This is a genomic window from Aeromonas sp. EERV15, assembly GCF_900079845.1.
Classification (GTDB): domain Bacteria; phylum Pseudomonadota; class Gammaproteobacteria; order Enterobacterales; family Aeromonadaceae; genus Aeromonas; species Aeromonas sobria.
In genome coordinates this window covers 121,824-139,591 of sequence record NZ_FKKY02000011.1, presented here as the reverse complement: position 1 = coordinate 139,591, position 17,768 = coordinate 121,824, and the positions used below count along the sequence as shown (strand labels likewise).

17 protein-coding genes are annotated in these 17,768 nt (G+C 61.9%); 4 read left to right on the top strand and 13 right to left on the bottom strand.

The features are described 5' to 3' along the window. Positions 1-107: 107 nt before the first annotated feature. The 3 genes from BN4575_RS11730 to BN4575_RS11720 form a co-directional block, all read right to left on the bottom strand. Complete coding sequence (locus tag BN4575_RS11730) at positions 108-2,078, bottom strand: DNA topoisomerase III (RefSeq protein ID WP_068978296.1); 1,971 nt, start codon at positions 2,076-2,078, stop codon at positions 108-110. Between the two features lie 67 nt (positions 2,079-2,145). After that, complete coding sequence (locus tag BN4575_RS11725; RefSeq protein ID WP_068978295.1) at positions 2,146-2,643, bottom strand: response regulator; 498 nt, start codon at positions 2,641-2,643, stop codon at positions 2,146-2,148. 55 nt (positions 2,644-2,698) lie between these two features. Then, on the bottom strand, positions 2,699-4,663 hold the full coding sequence (locus tag BN4575_RS11720; RefSeq protein ID WP_068978294.1) for an ATP-binding protein: 1,965 nt from the start codon (positions 4,661-4,663) through the stop codon (positions 2,699-2,701). A gap of 276 nt (positions 4,664-4,939) precedes the next feature. Between BN4575_RS11720 and BN4575_RS11715 the strand changes: the two genes are divergently transcribed. Continuing rightward, positions 4,940-6,070, top strand: a complete 1,131-nt coding sequence (locus BN4575_RS11715) for a NapC/NirT family cytochrome c (protein WP_068978293.1) — start codon at positions 4,940-4,942, stop codon at positions 6,068-6,070. A gap of 23 nt (positions 6,071-6,093) precedes the next feature. Continuing rightward, positions 6,094-8,574, top strand: coding sequence for a trimethylamine-N-oxide reductase TorA (gene torA / locus BN4575_RS11710; RefSeq protein ID WP_068978292.1), 2,481 nt, complete (start codon positions 6,094-6,096; stop codon positions 8,572-8,574). 85 nt (positions 8,575-8,659) lie between these two features. Here torA and BN4575_RS11705 read toward each other — a convergent pair whose 3' ends face one another. Genes BN4575_RS11705 through BN4575_RS11690 form a run of 4 tightly spaced genes read right to left on the bottom strand, consistent with a single transcriptional unit; the run spans position 8,660 to position 11,525 of the window. Then, positions 8,660-9,121 (bottom strand): hypothetical protein, encoded by a 462-nt coding sequence (locus BN4575_RS11705; RefSeq protein ID WP_033135304.1) that lies wholly within the window; start codon positions 9,119-9,121, stop codon positions 8,660-8,662. A 41-nt stretch (positions 9,122-9,162) separates the two neighbouring features. Next, a complete protein-coding gene (locus BN4575_RS11700; RefSeq protein ID WP_068978291.1) occupies positions 9,163-10,512 on the bottom strand; it encodes a sensor histidine kinase in 1,350 nt (449 codons plus the stop codon). Continuing rightward, positions 10,509-11,165: a response regulator transcription factor gene (locus BN4575_RS11695; RefSeq protein WP_042017947.1), complete on the bottom strand. Its 657-nt coding sequence runs from the start codon at positions 11,163-11,165 to the stop codon at positions 10,509-10,511. Before BN4575_RS11695 ends, BN4575_RS11700 begins: the two co-directional genes overlap by 4 nt. Before the next feature lie 21 nt (positions 11,166-11,186). Further along, positions 11,187-11,525: a PepSY domain-containing protein gene (locus BN4575_RS11690; protein WP_042017948.1), complete on the bottom strand. Its 339-nt coding sequence runs from the start codon at positions 11,523-11,525 to the stop codon at positions 11,187-11,189. A gap of 63 nt (positions 11,526-11,588) precedes the next feature. On the opposite strand from BN4575_RS11690, the gene BN4575_RS11685 reads away from it, so the two are divergent. Further along, positions 11,589-11,837, top strand: coding sequence for a PepSY domain-containing protein (locus BN4575_RS11685; protein ID WP_068978290.1), 249 nt, complete (start codon positions 11,589-11,591; stop codon positions 11,835-11,837). Here BN4575_RS11685 and msrQ read toward each other — a convergent pair. Both msrQ and msrP read right to left on the bottom strand, forming a co-directional pair. Further along, positions 11,834-12,460, bottom strand: a complete 627-nt coding sequence (msrQ, locus tag BN4575_RS11680; RefSeq protein WP_068978289.1) for a protein-methionine-sulfoxide reductase heme-binding subunit MsrQ — start codon at positions 12,458-12,460, stop codon at positions 11,834-11,836. The two genes, BN4575_RS11685 and msrQ, sit on opposite strands and share 4 nt — an antisense overlap. Next, positions 12,451-13,452 carry a protein-methionine-sulfoxide reductase catalytic subunit MsrP gene (gene msrP, locus BN4575_RS11675; RefSeq protein ID WP_068978288.1) on the bottom strand — a complete coding sequence of 334 codons (1,002 nt, stop codon included), beginning with the start codon at positions 13,450-13,452 and terminating at the stop codon, positions 12,451-12,453. The genes msrQ and msrP overlap by 10 nt, the downstream gene beginning before the upstream one ends. 368 nt (positions 13,453-13,820) lie before the next feature. Here msrP and BN4575_RS11670 point away from each other — a divergent pair, with 368 nt between their 5' ends. Next, positions 13,821-14,303: a DUF1097 domain-containing protein gene (locus BN4575_RS11670; protein WP_005339809.1), complete on the top strand. Its 483-nt coding sequence runs from the start codon at positions 13,821-13,823 to the stop codon at positions 14,301-14,303. A gap of 1 nt (position 14,304) precedes the next feature. On the opposite strand, the gene BN4575_RS11665 is transcribed toward BN4575_RS11670, so the two are convergent. The 4 genes from BN4575_RS11665 to BN4575_RS21750 form a co-directional block, all read right to left on the bottom strand. Beyond that, entirely contained in the window at positions 14,305-15,585 is a 1,281-nt protein-coding gene (locus BN4575_RS11665; protein WP_005339807.1) for a sigma 54-interacting transcriptional regulator, read from the bottom strand. Then, on the bottom strand, positions 15,582-16,100 hold the full coding sequence (locus tag BN4575_RS11660; RefSeq protein WP_040070048.1) for a hypothetical protein: 519 nt from the start codon (positions 16,098-16,100) through the stop codon (positions 15,582-15,584). The genes BN4575_RS11665 and BN4575_RS11660 overlap by 4 nt, the downstream gene beginning before the upstream one ends. Positions 16,101-16,105: 5 nt before the next feature. After that, the gene (locus BN4575_RS11655; protein WP_068978309.1) at positions 16,106-17,506 is read right to left on the bottom strand and encodes a sensor histidine kinase; all 1,401 of its coding nucleotides are present in this window, start codon (positions 17,504-17,506) and stop codon (positions 16,106-16,108) included. A gap of 103 nt (positions 17,507-17,609) precedes the next feature. Continuing rightward, positions 17,610-17,702, bottom strand: a complete 93-nt coding sequence (locus BN4575_RS21750; protein WP_005341891.1) for a cytochrome bd-I oxidase subunit CydH — start codon at positions 17,700-17,702, stop codon at positions 17,610-17,612. Positions 17,703-17,768: the final 66 nt, after the last annotated feature.

Genomic DNA, 17,768 nt, shown 5'->3' with positions numbered 1-17,768 from the left:
GCGGAGCTAGGCCATTACAGCGATAAAAAAGAGAGAGGAGCACATGACTCCTTTTTCTTTTTCAGCTGACCGCTTTTGTGTATCAGCCTATCCGCCCCCTCATGCGGTCAGGCCGCCTTGCTTCTGGCTGTGCGCTTGCCCGTACTCTTGCGAGGCGCTGCACCGCTGGCCGCTGGACTCTTGCGCCTGGTAAAACGCCGCTTGCCGGCACCCGGCGCCTCTTTGGGCAGGGCGCTGAAGCTGGCACCGGAGTCCTGCCGCGCCCCCTCGATCAGGCCGTTAAGCTGCTCGGTGAGCGGTCCCATAAACTGCTGGTAACTGCCGTGGCGCTCGGCAATCTGGCCGAGGTGCTGCTCCCACAGCGCCGTCATATCCGGTGTGGTGGCGGTGGCGGGCAGCGCCTGTACCAGCGCCCGCCCGGTCGGGGTCGCCTTGATGCTCTTGCCCTGACGCACCAGAAAACAGCGCCTGAACAGCAGGTCGATAATGCCCGCCCGGGTCGCTTCGGTGCCAAGACCGTCGGTGTCACGCAGGGTCTTGCGGATCTCGGGATCCTGCACATAGCGGGCGATGCCGGTCATGGCCGCCAGCAGAGTCGCATCGGTGAACGACTTGGGCGGCTGGGTCATCTTCTCCAGCAACTCGCCTCGCTCGCAGAGCAGCTGCTCCCCCTCTTTCAGGGCAGGCAGGGTACCCGCCTTCTCTTCGTCGTCATCCTCCTCCACCCCGAGCAGCGCCTTCCAGCCCGCCTTGAGAATGCGCCGCGCCTTGGCCTGAAACAGACCACCGGCGATGCGCAGCAGCACCTTGCTGTCGTTATATTCGAACGGCGGATAGAACTGCAGCAGGTACTGGCGGGCTACCAGACTATAGATCTTCGCCTCGTCAGCCCCCAGCGTGGCGGGGTTGCCCTGCTTCTCGGTGGGGATGATGGCGTGGTGGGCATCCACCTTGCTGTCATTCCACGCCTTGCTGCGGATCTTGCCATCAGCCTCGGCCACCGCCTTGGCCAGCGTGGGCGCCGTGGCGGCAATAGCGCCGCGCACCTGCTCGGCCCGCTTGAAGTGGTCGGTCGGCAGATAGCGGCTGTCGGAGCGCGGATAGGTGATGAGCTTGTGGCGCTCGTAGAGGCTCTGGCAGATGTCGAGCACCCGCTTGGCATCCATGCCGAACCGCTTGGCGGCATCGATCTGCAGGCTAGAGAGGTTGTAAGGCAGCGGCGCCGCCTGCTTGCGGGCTTGCTCCTCCACCGATTCGACCTGAGCGGGTTGGCCGTTGATCCGGCTCACCACCTTGTCGGCCAGCGCCCGGTTGAGCACCCGCCCCTCCTCGTCCTGCCACGGCAGACAGGCTTCCGATGGCAGCCACTTGGCGGTGAAGCGCTCGTTGCTATCGGTCAGCAGATGGGCCAGCACCTCGTAGAAGGGTTTGGGGACGAAGGCCTCGATCTCGAGATCCCGCCGCACCACCAGCCCCAGCAGCGGGGTCTGCACCCGACCGACCGAGAGCAGCTCGCTGCAACCGGCCTTGCGCCCGAGCAGGGTATAGGCGCGGGTCATGTTGATGCCGTAGAGCCAGTCGGCCCGACTGCGGGCCAGTGCGGAAACCGCCAGCGGCACGAACTCCTTGTTATCCCTCAGTTTGTCGAGGGCGCGGCGCACCGCGGGCGGGTTGAGATCGCTAATGAGGCAGCGCTGCACCGGCTTGGTTTTCGGGTAGCCGAGAAAATCGATCACCTCGTCCACCAGCAGCTGCCCTTCCCTGTCCGGGTCACCGGCGTTGACCACACAGTCCGCCTGCTTGATCAGTCGCTTGATAACGGTGAGCTGGGTTTTGGTCTTGGGCTTGGCCACCAGCTGCCACTGGGCGGGGATGATGGGGAGATGCTCCATCCGCCACTGCTTGAAGGCGGCGTCATAGGCATCGGGCTCGGCCTGTTCCAGCAGATGGCCGATACACCAGGTGACCACATCGCCCTGGGCTGTTTCGATAAAACCGTCGCCCTTCTTGTGGGGCTTGGGCAGGGCATCGGCAATGGCGCGGCCCAGGGTGGGCTTCTCGGCGATAAAGAGTCGCATCGGTGGCTACCTGCAATACTGTATATGTAGACAGTATACAACTGCCGCCGCGAAAGCCCAACTGCCCCTATTGGTCAAACGGGTGATCGTGGATGGCGGCAAACAGCCGCACCTGATTGAGCAGCGGCGCATAGTGGAAGGCATTTTCGCCATCTTCCGTCAGCAGATAGTCGGTCAGCTGTTCGCGCACCGCCTCTTGCAGGGTCTCCAGCTTCCACGGTTTGGCCAGGTAGTAGTGCAAGCCGCCGCGATTGACCGCTTCGACGGTGGCCTCCAGCCCCGCTTGCCCGGTCAGCAGCAACTTGCGGCTGGCTCTGGTCGCGGCGCGCTGGTTCAGCTCCACTAGAAAATCGACCCCCAGGGTCCCCGGCATGATGTGGTCACAAAGGATCAGCGCCAGCTTGTTGCCGTCGCTCTCCCACTCCTCAACCACCGCCCGCGCCTCATCGACGCTCTCGGCGGCCTCCAGCTCGAAGTGGGAACGGAACGGTGCGAGATCGTGGATCACCGCATCCAACACCTCCCGCTCATCGTCCACACATAGGATCAGATAGTGTTTGTTCATTGCTCCTCCTTGGCGACATGGTTTGGCACGCCGCGCGATTGATGCTGGCGACGGCTCAGGCCGCATGCTCCTTGTGGCGGGGATCGCCCCCATAACTGGCCTGCCCCATGCCATCCAGCGGCAAACAGACCCGCATCCGGGTGTAGCAGCCCGGCTCGGAGGCCACCTCGATCCGGCCGTGGTACTGCTGCACAATCTGCAGCGAGACGCTCAAGCCAATGCCGAGACCAAAGTGCCCCTCCCGCTTGGTGGTGAAGTTGAGATCGAAGATCCGCTGCCACAGCTCGGGCTCGATGCCGCAACCGCTATCCTCGATCTCCACCATGGCCCACTCGGGATCCAGCAAGCCGGTACGGATGGTGAGCCGCCCCGGGCCGCTCATGGCATCCAGACTGTTGGCGATCAGGTTGGTCCACACCTGTTGCAAGGCGATGGGGTGGCAGCGTACCGGCGGCAGCGGCTGGTACTCCTTGCACAGCTCATGATGCTTGAGGCGGTTTTCGAAAATCATCAGGGTATCTTCCAGCCCCTCGTGCAGATCCACCAGCGAGGGTTCGGCCCGATCCTGCCGGGCGTACTGCTTGAGGCTCTTGACCAGATCGCCGATGCGACGGGCACACACCTCGATGTTGCGCAGGAAGCTGCCGGTCTGCTGGAACAGCTCCAGCCGGGAGAGCAGCACCTCCCGCTCGTCGGCAGTGCGGCTGGCAAACCAGCGCTGCCAGTTCAGCTCGTCATCCAGATTCATCTGCACCGCCAGCCGCGCCTGCTGGCGGTCACCAAAGCGCCCCTCCGCCTGCCGGGTCTTGTCACGGATCTCGCTGGTCGAGACCGGCTGGGCGGTCAGCGCCTGACAGAGGGTCTGGTTGCCCAGCCCCTTGATGGGAGCAGGCAGTTCGAGATTGACCAGATCGGGGATGGCAGCTCGCAGGGTCTCGCTGCCACGGATGATGGCCGCCACCGGGTTGTTCAGCTCGTGGGCGACACCGGCCACCAGCTGACCCAGCATCGCCATCTTCTCGCTCTCCACCAGCTGGGCGTGGGCGGCATCGAGGGAGTTGAGGGTCTGTTGCAGCCGCATCTCGGTACGGATGCTGTTTTGCAGGCGGCGGTTGAAGTGGCGCAGCAGCAGATTGGTAAAGGAGGGGAGCAGTTCGCTCCGCGCCTGCATCACCCGGGAGAATTGCAGCTTGTCGAGCTTGATCACCTCGGCACCGGTCAGGGTCACCCCGGTGGTGAAGGCGGGTTCGCCGGTGACGAAGGACATGCCCCCCACCAAGGAACCGGTGCGGTAGTGCACCACCTCCTGATCGATCCCCTGCTCGTCCCGCTTGCGCAGCACCACCTCCCCCTTGGCGATAAACCAGAGGAAGCTGTTGGGCTCCCCCTCGCGGGTCAGCACATGGCCCGGACTGTAGTGACGGCAGACCCGCCCCTCGTCGTTGCCATCGAAAAACTGATAGAGGCCGTCGATCACCACCCGCGACAGCTCTTCATCGCTGCAACGGGTGTAATCCATAAAGCCCTGCCGGTAGGCCGCCAGCTGGCGATCTACGTGGGCCCGCAGCAGCTTCTGGTTGTCGAGCACGGCGGCATAGCTCAGCAGGTCAGCCTCGGGCTGGAGCAGCACAAAGTAGCTGGCCTGCTCGATCACCGCCCGGCGCATGCTGCCATCGCGCCAGGGGCGTTGCAGGTAGTAGTCGAGACGGCCGAGGTTGACCGCCTCGATGATCGATTTCATCTCCGGCTGGCTGCCCAGCAGGATCTTGCGGCACGCCTCGTGACGGTTGCCGAGGCGGATCAGAAAATCGGCCCCTCGCCCATCCCCCAGATCGCTGTCACACACCACCACGGCGGGCGGTTGCCCCTTGCGGTCCAGCTCGTCGAGGGCCAGCTCCGCCGACTCCTGCCCGACCACCACCACCAGCGCAAAATGGCCGAGCAGCGGGGCCAGCTCCTGTTCGAATTCGGCCAGCAGTTGCACGTTGGCGGCGACACACAGCAGCGAGAAAGGGCTCATCAGCGATACTCCGTTGTGGCTCATTGCTCACTATATCAACAAATCTTGTGGGGTTTTGCGAGGAGGCTAACAGCTGGCGTGGAAAGTGTACAAATCGATCAATCGGCGATTTATTGAATTAAATTCGAGTTATTAGTCAATATTGAAATAAAAGACAAAGTGTGACGACAGTCAAAAATATAAACCATGATGGAGGTCAACGCCTTATCCCTGTCATTACTACTACTATTGGGCTAGTACTATGTTGGTAAAAATTGACCACAGGAAAACGCCGCCATGATTGGAAAACTGATAAGAAAAACCTGGTTCTGGCTCCTGCTGCTCGGGGCCCTGCTGGGTGTCGCGGCACTGGGTGTCACCGTGACAGTGCTGCACAAGACCAGCTCCACCGAATTCTGCGTCTCCTGCCACTCCATGCAGACTCCGCTCGCCGAGTATCAGGGCAGCATCCACTTCCAGAATCCCAAGGGGATCCGCGCCGAGTGCGCCGACTGCCACATCCCGGGCGACCCCACCTCCTACCTGTGGACCAAAGTCCGCGCCGTGAAGGATATCTATCACGAAGCGATCGGCACGCTCGACACGCCTGAGAAATACGAGGCCCACAAGCTGCGGATGGCCCAATCCGTCTGGGACGAGCTGAAAGCCAACGACTCCGCCACCTGCCGCAGCTGCCACAGCTATGCGGCGATGGACATTCTGGCCCAGCGCCCCAATGCCCGTGCCGAACACCCGGTCGCCATCAAGGAGGGTCAGACCTGTATCGACTGCCACCGCGGTGTCGCCCACATCATGCCAGACATGAGCGGCCTGGCTGCCGCCGGTGCCAGCGAGCTGGCGCAGGCTGCGGCCCAGACTCCGGCCAACGTCACCACCCGTTACGCCATCGCCACCACCCCGCTGTTCCTCGATGCCGCCGCCAAGACGGACGAAGGCACCCTGATGCCCTCCACCAGGGTGGAAGTGCTGGCCAACGAAAACGGCCGCGCCAAGGTGCAGATCGAAGGCTGGCAACAGGATGGTGTGAGCGAAGTGTTCTACGCCGCACCGGGCAAGCGGATCCTCAGCGTGCTGGTCGGCGATGCTGCCAAGAAAGCGCTGGTCACCGGCCAGAGCGAAACCGACAGCGCCACCAACCTCACCTGGCATCAGGTCAAGCTGACCGCCTGGGTCGACCAGAGCCAGCTCATCGGCGATCAGGGCAAGCTGTGGCAATACGCCTCCACCCTGATGTCCAACAACTGTACCGGCTGCCACGGCCTCACCGCGCTGGATCACTTCAATGCCAACCAGTGGATCGGCGTCATCAAGGGGATGGAATCTCGTACCTCCCTGACCCCGGAACAGGCTCGTATGTTGACCCAGTATGTCCAGAAACACGCCAGTGACATGAGCGCGGCCCACTAAGGCTGGCACAGAGGAAAACCGTTATGACTTTTTTCAACGACAACAAGACCAATCTGTCCCGCCGCAACCTGCTCAAGGGGCTCGGCGCCTGCGCAGCCCTGCCCCTGCTCGGCGGCATTTTTCCCAAGAGTGCGCTGGCGCAAGCCATCAGCACCGCATTGAGTCAGTTCCCGACCCTGGTGCCCGCCCAGAAGGGCATTCTGACCGGCGCCCACTGGGGTGCTTTCGAGGCGATCGTCGAAGATGGCCGCATGGTGCGCGTCCAGCCAGTAGCCGATGATCCGGCGCCGAACGATCTCATCGATATGGCGCCGTTCCAGGTGCACGCCAAGAACCGCATCAAATACCCCATGGTACGCAAAAGCTGGCTGGAGCATGGCCCGGGCGCCAAGCCCGAGCTGCGCGGTGCCGACGAGTGGGTGCGAGTGAGCTGGGACAAGGCGATCGAACTGGTGGCCGGTGAAATCCAGCGGGTGCAGAGTGACTTCGGTCCGCAGGCGATCCACGCCGGTTCCTATGGCTGGAAGAGCGTCGGCATGTTCCACAACAGCCGTACCCTGCTGCACCGCCTGATGAATCTCTCCGGCGGTTTCACCGGTTATGCCGGTGACTACTCCACCGGCGCGGCTCAGGTGATCATGTCCCACGTGATGGGTTCCATCGAGGTGTACGAGCAGCAGACCGCCTGGCCCAACGTGGTGGAGAACGCCGAACTGGTGGTACTGTGGGGGGTCAACGCCCAGGTCACCCTGAAGAACAGCTGGAACATGCCGGATCACGAGGGTCAGGCCGGCTTCATGGCGCTGAAAGAGAAGGGCACCCGCGTCATCAGCATCGATCCCATCTACAACGAGACCGCCAAGCTGGTCGGTGCCGAGTGGATTGCGCCGAACGCCTACACCGACGTGGCCATGATGCTGGGTGTGGCTCACACCCTCTACAGCGAGAAGAAGCACGATCAGGCTTTCCTCGATCGCTATACCGTCGGCTTCGACAAGTTCCTGAACTACCTGCTCGGCAAGGATGACGGCCAACCGAAGAGCGCCGAATGGGCGAGCACCGTCTGCGGCGTCGATGCCAAGGTGATCCGCCAGCTGGCTCTCGACATGGCCGCCAAGCGCACCATGATCATGGCCGGTTGGGGCATGCAGCGTCAGCAGCACGGCGAACAGCCGAACTGGATGCTGGTCACTCTGGCCTCCATGCTGGGCCAGATCGGCCTGCCGGGCGGCGGCTACGGCTTCAGCTACCACTACTCCTCCGGTGGCAGCCCCACCGCCAAGGGCGGCATTCTGGCCGGTATATCCGCCGGCAACGCACCGAAGAACAGCCCGGCACCGATCCCGGTGGCCCGCATCGCCGACTGTCTCGCCAACCCGGGCAAGACCATCGACTTCAACGGCCGCAAGGTGACCTATCCGGACATCAAGCTGGTCTATGTGGCGGGCGGCAACCCCTTCCACCACCATCAGGACACCAACAACCTGCTGCAGGCGTGGCGCAAGCCGCAGACCGTGATCGTTCACGAGCCCTACTGGACCGCTACCGCCAAGCACGCCGATATCGTGCTGCCGGTCACCACCAGCTACGAGCGCAACGATCTGGAGATGGGCGGCGACTACTCCCAGCGCTATGTGTTCCCGATGCACCAGTGCGTGCCCCCCCAGCACGAGTCCCGCAACGACTTCGACATCTTCAGCGCCATCGCCGCCAAACTGGGTGTGCAAGAGCAGTACACCGAAGGGAAGGACGAGATGCTGTGGCTCAAGCAGATGTACGACGGCATGGCGGCGCAGGCCCGTGGTGCCCGGGTGGCGCTGCCACCGTTCAACATGTTCTGGGAGTCCAACAACTACATCCGCTTCCCGATCCCCGAGGCAAACCGCCAGTGGATCCGGCACGCTGATTTTCGCGAAAACCCGCTGCTGAGCCCGCTCGGTACCCCGTCCGGCAAGATCGAGATCTTCTCCAACACGGTGGCGGGGATGGGTTATGCCGACTGCGCCGGCCATCCCAAGTGGTATGAGCCCAAGGAGTGGGTGAAGAGCGAGGTGGCGGCGCGCTATCCGCTCTCCCTCAACACCGCCCACCCGACCCAGCGGCTGCACTCCCAGCTCGACAACACCCCGCTGCGGGACAAGTTCGCCATCGCCGACCGCGAAGCGATCATGATCCATCCGCAAGATGCCAAGGCCCGTGGCATCGTCCAGGGGGATCTGGTGCGTGCCTTCAACGAACGGGGCCAGATTTTGGTGGGTGCCCTGCTCTCTGAAGATGTGCGTCAGGGGGTAGTACGGATCTGCGAAGGGGCTTGGTACGACCCGGCCAAGCCGGGCGAAGCGGGCAGCATCTGCAAGAACGGCAACGTCAACTGCCTCACCTTCGACGAAGGCTCGTCCAGTCTGGCGCAGGGCAACTGCGGCCACATGGCCCAGCTGCAGATCGAGAAGTACACAGGCCCGGTGCTGGCCAACACCGCCCACGCGGTACCGGCCAACGGCTAAGGCGATTGCCACCCAATAAAAACGGCGCCATCAAGGCGCCATTTCTTTATCTGTCTGCCAAAGAGCACACGGTGTCGGGACGGATTTAAAAATCCCCTTCCTCCATATACTCCTGCGCGCACTCCACCAGTTGCGGCCACAGCTCTTCCGGCACCCAGGCGTCCGGGTCATCTTCATCCCCGTCGTACTGGCTCCAGAAGTAGCGGCGCAGGCCGGAGGCAAACTCGTCGCTGATCTCGGCCAGCTCCGAGAGCGGCCCCAGCCAGGCGATGCGGCGCAGGCCGGAGGCGAGATCGTTGATGGCATCCATCAGGGTGCGATCGTCGAAGCTCTGCTCCACCAGCAGGGTGAAGCGCTCCCGCGCCTGCTCGGTCTGATCTTCCTCCAGCTCGCCCACATCGGCCAGCAGGTCGACAAAGTCTTCCAGCAGGAACGCGATCAGGCCATCCCTGTCTTCAAACCACTGGATCTGGGCGCCCTTGACCCCCAGCACAGAGGCATCAAATGAATCGTCAAGGTGACACAGTGCCCACGGATCGTCGGTCATGCTTCTCTTCCTCAGGCTAAAACAAATGCCATATGTTATGCCTAGCTCTCGACTCTTGCCACCTTGGGCAACGAGAGGGAGGCAGCCAGACCGCCCAGTTCGGCGCGGCCCATGATGAAACTGCCCCGATAGGCTTCTGCCAGATCGGAGACAATATTAAGACCCAGCCCGGAGCCCGGCACCTTCTCGTCGAGGCGTACTCCGCGCAACACCGCCTTGGCGATCTGATCCTCGCTCATGCCGGGGCCGTCATCCTCGATACGCAAGGTGATCCAGCCCCCCAGCTCGGCGCTGGAGATGCGCAGCTGAGTGGCCGACCATTTGAAGGCGTTTTCCAACACGTTACCCACCATCTCGTCAAAGTCCTGCTCCTCCACCCCGACCGCCAGATTGGCGGGCACCTGCAGATCCACCATCTTGCCCGGATAGAGGCGGGAGAAGGCGCGGCAGATGTACTCCACCCGCGCCCGCACCGGCGTCGAGACCCCGAGGATTTTGGCAGCGCCGGTCACCCGCGCCTTGCCAAGGTGGTAATCGATGTGGCGCTGGATCTGGTCGAGCTGCTCGCCGATGGCGGCCTGATCTTCCGGCGACAACTGGGCCACCTGATTGCGCATGATGCTGAGCGGTGTCTTAAGGGCGTGGGCCAGATTGCCGGTGTGGGATCGCGCCCGCTGCAGCAGCTCGCCGTAGTGATGCAGCAGCCGGTTGATATCCTCTACCAGCGGCTGGATCTCCAGCGGATAGCGCAGGCGGAATCCCTCCTGATGGCCCTGATGGACATAGCCCAGCTCGCGACGCAGCAGATGTAATGGCCGCAAGCCATAGAGGATCTGGAACATAAAGCCGAGCACCAGACCGGCGGCAGCAAAGCCGAGGCCAAGGAACAGGCTGATACGGGTTTTGCTAAGGGTCAACGTCAGGGCGCTGCTGTCCTTGGCCATCACCAGGGTGAACACCCGATCGGAACCGGGCAGCAGCACGGTACGGGTCATCACCAGCAAGGGCTCACGATTGGGCCCCTTGCCGACAAACAAATCCGGATCGCCGAAGGCGGACTTGAGCCCCTCGGTTTTCAAATTGGTATCCCACAGGGAGCGGGAGCGTCCCACCACATCGTGGCCCAGCTCCAGCTGCCAGTAGTAGCCGGAGTAGGGCTGGTTAAAGCGAGGGTCGGTCATCGCCTCGGTGACCACGGGCAAGCCATCATGCTGCACCTCGATCCGGGCGAGCAGATCATAAACCTGCAAACGCAGGCCGTCGGCTTCCGCCTCCTGCCAGTAGTTGCGCATCATGGTCTGCAGACTGAAGCCGGTGGCGAACAGAAACAGCCCGCACCACACCAGCGCAATGGCGACCAGTCGCCCCCGCAGGGTTCTGACCAGCCTCATTCGTTGATCCGGTACCCGAGGCCGCGCACCGTTTCGATCAAATCAGCATGGGTCTTCTTGCGGATCCGGCCGATGAACACCTCGACGGTGTTGGAGTCGCGGTCAAAATCCTGAGCGTAGATGTGGTCGATCAGCTCGCTGCGCGACACCACCTTGCCCCTGTGCTGCATCAGGTAACCCAGCACCCGGAACTCGTGGGCGGTCAGCTTGATGGGGGTCCCTTCGTACCACACCTGCGATGCTGCCATATCGAGCCGCACCCCGCCAATCTCCAGAATGGAGCTGGCGTTGCCCGCCGCCCGCCGCACCAGTGCCTGCACCCGCGCCACCAGCTCGGCTACCTGGAACGGCTTGGTGAGGTAGTCATCGGCACCGGCGTTGAGCCCCTCGATCTTCTCGTGCAACTGGCCACGGGCGGTCAGTACCAGCACAGGGGTATCGATACCCTTGCTGCGCCACTCTTTCAGCACGCTCAGGCCATCGCGCCCCGGCAAGCCGAGATCGAGAATAATGGCATCATAGGGCTCGGTCTCACCGAGAAAACCGGCGTCGTTGCCATTGTGGCAAAGGTCGGTGACAAAGCCGGAGAGGCGCAGCTGTTCAGCCAACTGCCCCGCCAGCGTTTTTTCGTCTTCAACAATCAGAATTCGCATCAACAGGCTTCCAAACAGAGGTTATTCATCACCCTCGACCGATGGCTTGGGCGGCTCGAACAGCCGCTCCAGATGGTGGCCCTTGGCCCACACCAGCTCAAGGTTATCGGCCCGATAGGCCACCTTGATCACGCTATTTGCCCGATCGATAACTCGTAGTTCATAGAGCCAGATACCATCCTCTTCCCCCAGATCTACCCGCAACACCCGCACCGGCAATCTGGCTGCCACCTCCATCATTTCATGGAATGGCCGAACCCGTCCCTCATGGACAGCTTGCTGCAGCTGGGCTTCATCAGGCGTGACCGCCTGTGCCAGCACCGGCAGCAATAACCCGAGCAGAGGGAGCGCTCTATTCATGGATGATTCATCTCCAAAAACCTAACATAATGGCGTTTATAGTCTGCCAGCCATGAATCCGGAATGAATATGATCCCGCGCAGTTTCCTGCTGATCCTTTGTCTATTCAGTGCCACAAGCTGGGCGGCACAGAGCCGTCTCGACATGGCCGGGCTGGTCAAACTCCTGCTGGCGCAAGGGTATCACGACATTCGGGAAGTAGAGCTGGAAGGGGACAAATTCGAGGTCAAAACCCTCAATCGCCAGGATCAGAAGGTGCATCTCATCATCGATGCCTACACCGGCGAGATCAAACAACAAGAGGCCGATTAGGCCTCTTTTGTATTCCAGCGTCCCCGCCATGGGCGCAGCAGCTTATCTTTCCTCGGCCAGAGCAGGGCACAGGCCAGCAGCAGGTAGACAAGAGGCTCCCCCCAACCGCTCTTGAGCGACCACCAGTAGTGCACCGGCACCAGCAGGGCGATGGCATAGACCCAGTTGTGCAACTTCTGCCACACGGCCCCCATTCTGCGCTGCAATGCGGGCAGCGAGGTGATGCTGAGGGCGGCCAGTAGCAACAGTGCCACCATCCCCACCACGATATAGCTGCGCTTGACCAGCTCGCCGCCAATCAGCCCCCAGTCAAACTGCAGATCCAGCCCCAGCCACGCCATGAAGTGGAGCAGCGCCCAGGCAAAACACCAGAGCCCGAGGGGACGACGCAGCTTGATGAGCTGCCCCTGCCGCCAACGCTTGGCCAGCGGCGACACCAGCAGGGTGAGCAGCAGCAGGTTGAGCGCCCCCTTGCCGAGGTAGTGGATAAGCTCTGGCACCGGATCGCCCCCCAGCAGACCTGCCGGAATGGCAAACCCCAGCCAGAGCAGGAAACCCAAGGAGCCCAGATGCACCAGCGCCCGCAGGCCGCTGATATGGGCCGGTTTCAATCTCAGTACCATTGGCGCAGATCCATCCCCTGATAGAGCGAGGCGACTTCGTCACCATAGCCATTGAACATCAGGGTCGGCTGACGCTTGGCGCCAAACACACCGCCCTCGCCGATAAAGCGCTCGCTGGCCTGACTCCAGCGCGGATGATCCACCTGTGGATTGACGTTGGCGTAGAAGCCATATTCGTTGGGAGCCAGCAGGTTCCAGGTGGTGGGCGGCATCTCCTCCACCAGCCGGATCGAGACGATGCTCTTGATGCTCTTGAAGCCGTACTTCCACGGCACTACCAACCGGAGCGGCGCGCCATTCTGGGCGGGCAGGGTCTTGCCGTAGAGTCCCATAGCAAGGAAAGAGAGAGGGTGCATCGCCTCGTCGATACGCAGCCCTTCGACGTAGGGATACTCGATGCCGCCCCCCAGACTGGAGGCCTGCCCCGGCAGCTGTTTCGGATCAAACAGGGTTTCGAAGGCGACAAACTTGGCGCGACTGGTGGGCTCGGCACGGCGGATAATCTCCGCCAGCGAGATGCCATTCCAGGGCAGTACCATGGACCAGGCCTCGACGCAGCGCAGCCGGTAGATCCGCTCCTCCAGCTCGCTCTTGTTGATGAGATCCCACACATCGAGGGTAAAAGGCTTGGCCACCTCCCCCTCCACCTTGAGGGTCCAGGGTTCGGGCTTGAGGTAATGGCCGTTGCGAGCTGGGTCGGACTTGTCGGTGCCCAGCTCATAGAAGTTGTTGTAACTGGTGGCCTTCTCTTCCGGTGTCAGTACCAGATTGGCCGGGCGCTCGGCAGGCTTGCTGTTGAGCGGTTTGGTGGCTAACTGGGGAGCATCCTCTTTACCGCGCAGCAGATCGAGTACACCGGCCTGAGTGGGAAACGCCAGAGTAGCCGCGCCCAGACCCAGCCCTTTGAGAATAAGGCGGCGGTCCTGATAAACGGCTTCCGGGGTGACATCCTGTTCGGTGAGGGGGTGGGCGGTACGACGCTTGATCAACATGAAAAACTCCCGGGGCTGAGTGAGGCAGTATGGATAAGACCCGCCCCGGCAGATTTTTATTTCACACAAATTTACATCATGTGGTGCAGGGGCAGTGCCTTGGCCATGGTGCCGACCAGAAACAGGACTACGAACACCAGCAGGGGAACGATCACATTTGGCGCCATCAGACTCACTCCATGAGCAGGACAGGGCCTCTAACTATGGCCGACTGTCAGGCCGGTCACCAATGAATTTTTTTCGCGAGCGCAAGCGTATTCCTGAGTTGAAAAGGGTGATGAAGATCACACACAATTCGGCCCCCGCTTGCCGCACCGATTGCCGGGGGTAGGCTGCCCATTTTGCGAAGCCAACTGAAGAGTCGCCCCATGAGCCCACTGATCGCCATCGCCATCACCACTGGAATTCTCTCCGCCGTCTGGGGCTGGATTGCCGTCGCGTTCGGCCTTATCTCCTGGGTCGGCTTTCTCGGCTGCACCAGCTATTTCGCGTCAAGCGGCGGCTACAAGGCACTGCTGCAGACCATCTTCTGCAACACCAGCGGCATGCTGTGGGCACTGCTGCTGATCCATGGCGACAGTCTATGGGGGGCGGGCGTGGCGGGTTATGTGATGACGGGGGTGGTCGCAACCCTGATGTGCGTACAGGCCAAGCAGCAGTGGCTCGGCTACATTCCCGGCACCTTTGCCGGTTGCTGTGCCACCTTCGGGGCGGCTGGCGAGTGGCGGCTGATCCTGCCCTCCCTCATCATTGGCGCCTTGTTCGGTTACCTGATGAAGGCGAGCGGCCTCTGGCTCTCACATAAAACCCAGAAAGCCGATGCCGCTCCGGCGGTAGTTGATCCCGCCTGATTTATCCCTTCGATTTGAAGTTTGCAGCTTCGATACCGTGCCGATTCAATAACTTGTAAAAATCGGTACGGTTTCTGCCCGCCATGTTGGCCGCCAGGGTCACGTTGCCCTCGGTGGTGCGCAGCAAACGGATCAGATACTCCTTCTCGAATTCGGCCCGCGCCTCGTTGAACGAGGGGATGCCGCCACCACCGCCGCTCAGGGCGGACTCCACCATGGAGACCCCGATCACCGGGCTGCAACAGAGGCTGGCGAGCTGCTCCACCACGTTGCAGAGCTGGCGCACGTTACCGGGCCAGGCAGCGGCCGCCAGCATCGCCAGCGACTCGGGCGAAAAACCCATGGCGGCGCAGTCGCTGTGGCGGCTACGGTAATCGTCGAGCGCCTGACGGGCCAGCAGGGGGATATCCTCGCTGCGGGCACTGAGAGACGGCAAGGTGATATTGGCAACGTTGAGACGGTAGAAGAGATCTTCCCGAAAGCGCCCCTCCTCCATCGCCTTGACCAGATCCTGATGGCTGGAGCTGAGCACCCTCACCTCCGGCGTGCCCTGACCATACTCCTCCATCACCTGCAGCAGCTTGGCCTGCAGGGATTCGGAGAGGCTGCCAATCTCGTCGAGAAACAGGGTCGCCCCCTTGGCCTGCTCGAACAGACCGGACTGGCCATCTTCACCAAACAGCTGCAAGTCGAGTGACGCCCACGGAATGGCGGCACAGTTGATGGTATGAAGCGGCTTGTCGCGCCGCTGGCTGGCCTGATGCAGCGCCTGCGCCATCGCCCCCTTGCCGGAGCCTGACGGCCCCATGATCAGCACCGGCACCTCCATGGTCGCAATGCTGTGGGCCTGGATCAGCAGCTGTTCCAGCTGGGGATTGCGGGTCAGGATCAGCGACTGCCACTCCTGCTGCTGTTTCGGCCGGGTCAGGCTGAGAGCATGTTCGATGGTGGCGAACAGCTCATCCTTGTTGATGGGTTTGGTCAGAAAGCTGAAGACCCCAGAGCGGGTCGCCTGAATGGCGTCCGGGATAGTGCCGTGGGCGGTCATGATGATCACCGGCAACCCCAGCCACTGGGCCTGGATCCGCTCGAACAGCGCCAGCCCGTCCATGCCGGCCATCCGCAGATCGCTCAGCACCAGATCGGCCCGTTGCTGACGCAACCGGTCGAGGGCCCCTTCCGCACTGTCGGCGGTATCCACTTCATAACCCTGACTGCGCAGCCGCATGCTCATCAGTTTGAGCAGGCTGACGTCGTCATCCACCAACAGGATCCGGCTCATGGTATTACCTCACGATTCTCGTTCAGCTTGCGCTGGTTGAGCTGGTCGTCGATAGCGGTCAGCTGCTCGATCTGGCGGCGCAGCCGCTGGATCTCCTGACTCTGGTCATCGCGACGGCTGTCGCGAGCCAGCAGCTGCTCGCCGAGGGCGATCCAGCTGCGCAAAAAGGCCTGCGCATCGAGACCCAGCTCGGGCAGCATCTGCTTCAGGCGCGCCAGACCGGCGGTGCGATTGGCCACCGATTCGGCGGGGTGAGAGTCCACCATGGCCAGACTGACCCGGCTCTCCAGATCGTCAGCCCCTTTCAGACGCTGACGCTCCTGCACCCGTTGCTGGGGGTGACTGGCCAGCAGCCAGTCGGAGTATTGCAGACGCACCTGCATCTCCTTGTTGGCAAACTCCATCCGCTTGGCAAAAGCGATATCGGAGGACTCCCGCTGTGCCTGTTGCGGCAGCAAGGAGCAACCCGCGAGCAGCCCTGCCATCAGAGCTGGAAATACGCGTTGTATCTTCATAGTCCTCATTTCAACGTCAACCTGAAACAGACATCCGCCTGTTTATCCTCTACCAGAACCAGTTCCCCCCCCAGGCTGTTGGCAGACTCGCGGGCGATGGAGAGGCCCATGCCCGAGCCTTTCAAGAGACCTTGCCGCACTGTGCTGCCCTGCTCGAAGGGTTCAAAAATGCGTTGCTGATCGGCCACGGGGATCTTGGGCCCCTCGTTGGCCACTTCCAGCCAGCTTATCTGTTCATTCTGCCCTGCCCTGATCCAGATATTGCCCCCGCTGGCGCCGTAACTGACGGCGTTGGAGAAGAGGTTATCGAGGATCAGTCGTAGCCGGTAGGGCTCCGCCCACAGGGTAACCGGCACGGTCGGCAAGTGTACACGGATCTGCTTGGACTCCAATGCCAGCCGGTACTCGGCAGAAAGTTCCGACAACATCGGCAGCAGGGGGACCGGCTCCAGTTCGAAGGCCTCCTGCTGACTGAGCCGGTTGAAGTCGAGCAGCCGCTCGATCAGGGTCTGCAGGCGCCGACTGTTCTCGTCGAGCATCTGGCAGATCTCCAGCTGATCCGGCGTCAAAGGCCCGACCAGCTGCTCGCAGAGCAGATCCGTCCCCTCCCGCAGCACCGCCAGTGGGGTCTTCAGTTCATGGGATACATGGCGCAGGAACTGGTATTTCTGCAGCTCCAGCTCCTTGAGTTTGTCGTGCAGCCAGACGATCCGCTCCCCAAGCAATACCAGCTCGGCAGGGCCGTCAACCGGCTTGGGATCGGGTTCGACCCCGGCTCCCAGACTCAAGATGCGCGACTCAATCTGTCGTACCGGGTGGATGATGAGGTAGGTGAAGATAAAGACCATCAGCAGGCTGAGCGCCGCCACAGCTCCGCTCACCCACCAGAGCTCGCTGGTCAGTCCGGCGATGGTGAGCTGCACCCGATCCATGTGTTCGTCAACCCGGCTGCGGGTGACTATTTCGAGCTGCTTGTTGGCATCGTTGAACTGCTCCAGCTTGTCCCCCGCTGCCGCCGCACGGGCCAACGCGGCATCCTGCAGGCTGTCGAGCCAGGCCAGCCCCTGATCGAGCCCGCTGTAGAGCTGGCTGTCGGTGATGGAGTTACGGTGTTCCGCCAGCAACACACGATACCCGTCGAGTTGCTGCTGGTAACTGGTGAGACTGCGGCGATCCCCCAGCACCGCGAAGCGGCGCAAGGTGCGTTCGATATCGATGGCTTGCGCCGTCAGCAGGGTGGCGCGGCGGGTATCCTTGACCGCCCGCTCCATCTCGTCGCTGGTGAGCTGACTGAGGTGGGCAAGGGAGGTGCTGTTGTGCCAGATCATGCCGCCCAGCGGCATCAACACCAGCACAAATCCCATCAATACCACCTGCAGCAGGGAGCGTGGGCGAACCTTGGTCATCATCTCTTCTCTTGCATTCTCACCGGTGCGCCAGCATAGCCGCACCGCCCCAAAAAACAAAACCGGCCAACAGGCCGGTTTGGATTATCTGGATTGTGGTGATTCACGCCAACGCGACAGAGGCCAGACAGATGGTCAGGATCATCGCCAACGCTCCCGAGGCGGTTAACAGCGCCCATTTCAGCTCCACACTCATGCAAACCTCCTTTCTGCCAATCAGTGCCGGATCACAATAGATAAGATAATGTTACGCCATAGTTAA

Coding starts and splice junctions, on each gene's coding strand:
- BN4575_RS11730 (WP_068978296.1), bottom strand. CDS start 2,078: ATGCGACTCTTTATCGCCGAGAAGCCCACCCTGGGCCGCGCCATTGCC.
- BN4575_RS11725 (WP_068978295.1), bottom strand. CDS start 2,643: ATGAACAAACACTATCTGATCCTATGTGTGGACGATGAGCGGGAGGTG.
- BN4575_RS11720 (WP_068978294.1), bottom strand. CDS start 4,663: ATGAGCCCTTTCTCGCTGCTGTGTGTCGCCGCCAACGTGCAACTGCTG.
- BN4575_RS11715 (WP_068978293.1), top strand. CDS start 4,940: ATGATTGGAAAACTGATAAGAAAAACCTGGTTCTGGCTCCTGCTGCTC.
- torA (WP_068978292.1), top strand. CDS start 6,094: ATGACTTTTTTCAACGACAACAAGACCAATCTGTCCCGCCGCAACCTG.
- BN4575_RS11705 (WP_033135304.1), bottom strand. CDS start 9,121: ATGACCGACGATCCGTGGGCACTGTGTCACCTTGACGATTCATTTGAT.
- BN4575_RS11700 (WP_068978291.1), bottom strand. CDS start 10,512: ATGAGGCTGGTCAGAACCCTGCGGGGGCGACTGGTCGCCATTGCGCTG.
- BN4575_RS11695 (WP_042017947.1), bottom strand. CDS start 11,165: ATGCGAATTCTGATTGTTGAAGACGAAAAAACGCTGGCGGGGCAGTTG.
- BN4575_RS11690 (WP_042017948.1), bottom strand. CDS start 11,525: ATGAATAGAGCGCTCCCTCTGCTCGGGTTATTGCTGCCGGTGCTGGCA.
- BN4575_RS11685 (WP_068978290.1), top strand. CDS start 11,589: ATGAATATGATCCCGCGCAGTTTCCTGCTGATCCTTTGTCTATTCAGT.
- msrQ (WP_068978289.1), bottom strand. CDS start 12,460: ATGGTACTGAGATTGAAACCGGCCCATATCAGCGGCCTGCGGGCGCTG.
- msrP (WP_068978288.1), bottom strand. CDS start 13,452: ATGTTGATCAAGCGTCGTACCGCCCACCCCCTCACCGAACAGGATGTC.
- BN4575_RS11670 (WP_005339809.1), top strand. CDS start 13,821: ATGAGCCCACTGATCGCCATCGCCATCACCACTGGAATTCTCTCCGCC.
- BN4575_RS11665 (WP_005339807.1), bottom strand. CDS start 15,585: ATGAGCCGGATCCTGTTGGTGGATGACGACGTCAGCCTGCTCAAACTG.
- BN4575_RS11660 (WP_040070048.1), bottom strand. CDS start 16,100: ATGAAGATACAACGCGTATTTCCAGCTCTGATGGCAGGGCTGCTCGCG.
- BN4575_RS11655 (WP_068978309.1), bottom strand. CDS start 17,506: ATGACCAAGGTTCGCCCACGCTCCCTGCTGCAGGTGGTATTGATGGGA.
- BN4575_RS21750 (WP_005341891.1), bottom strand. CDS start 17,702: ATGAGTGTGGAGCTGAAATGGGCGCTGTTAACCGCCTCGGGAGCGTTG.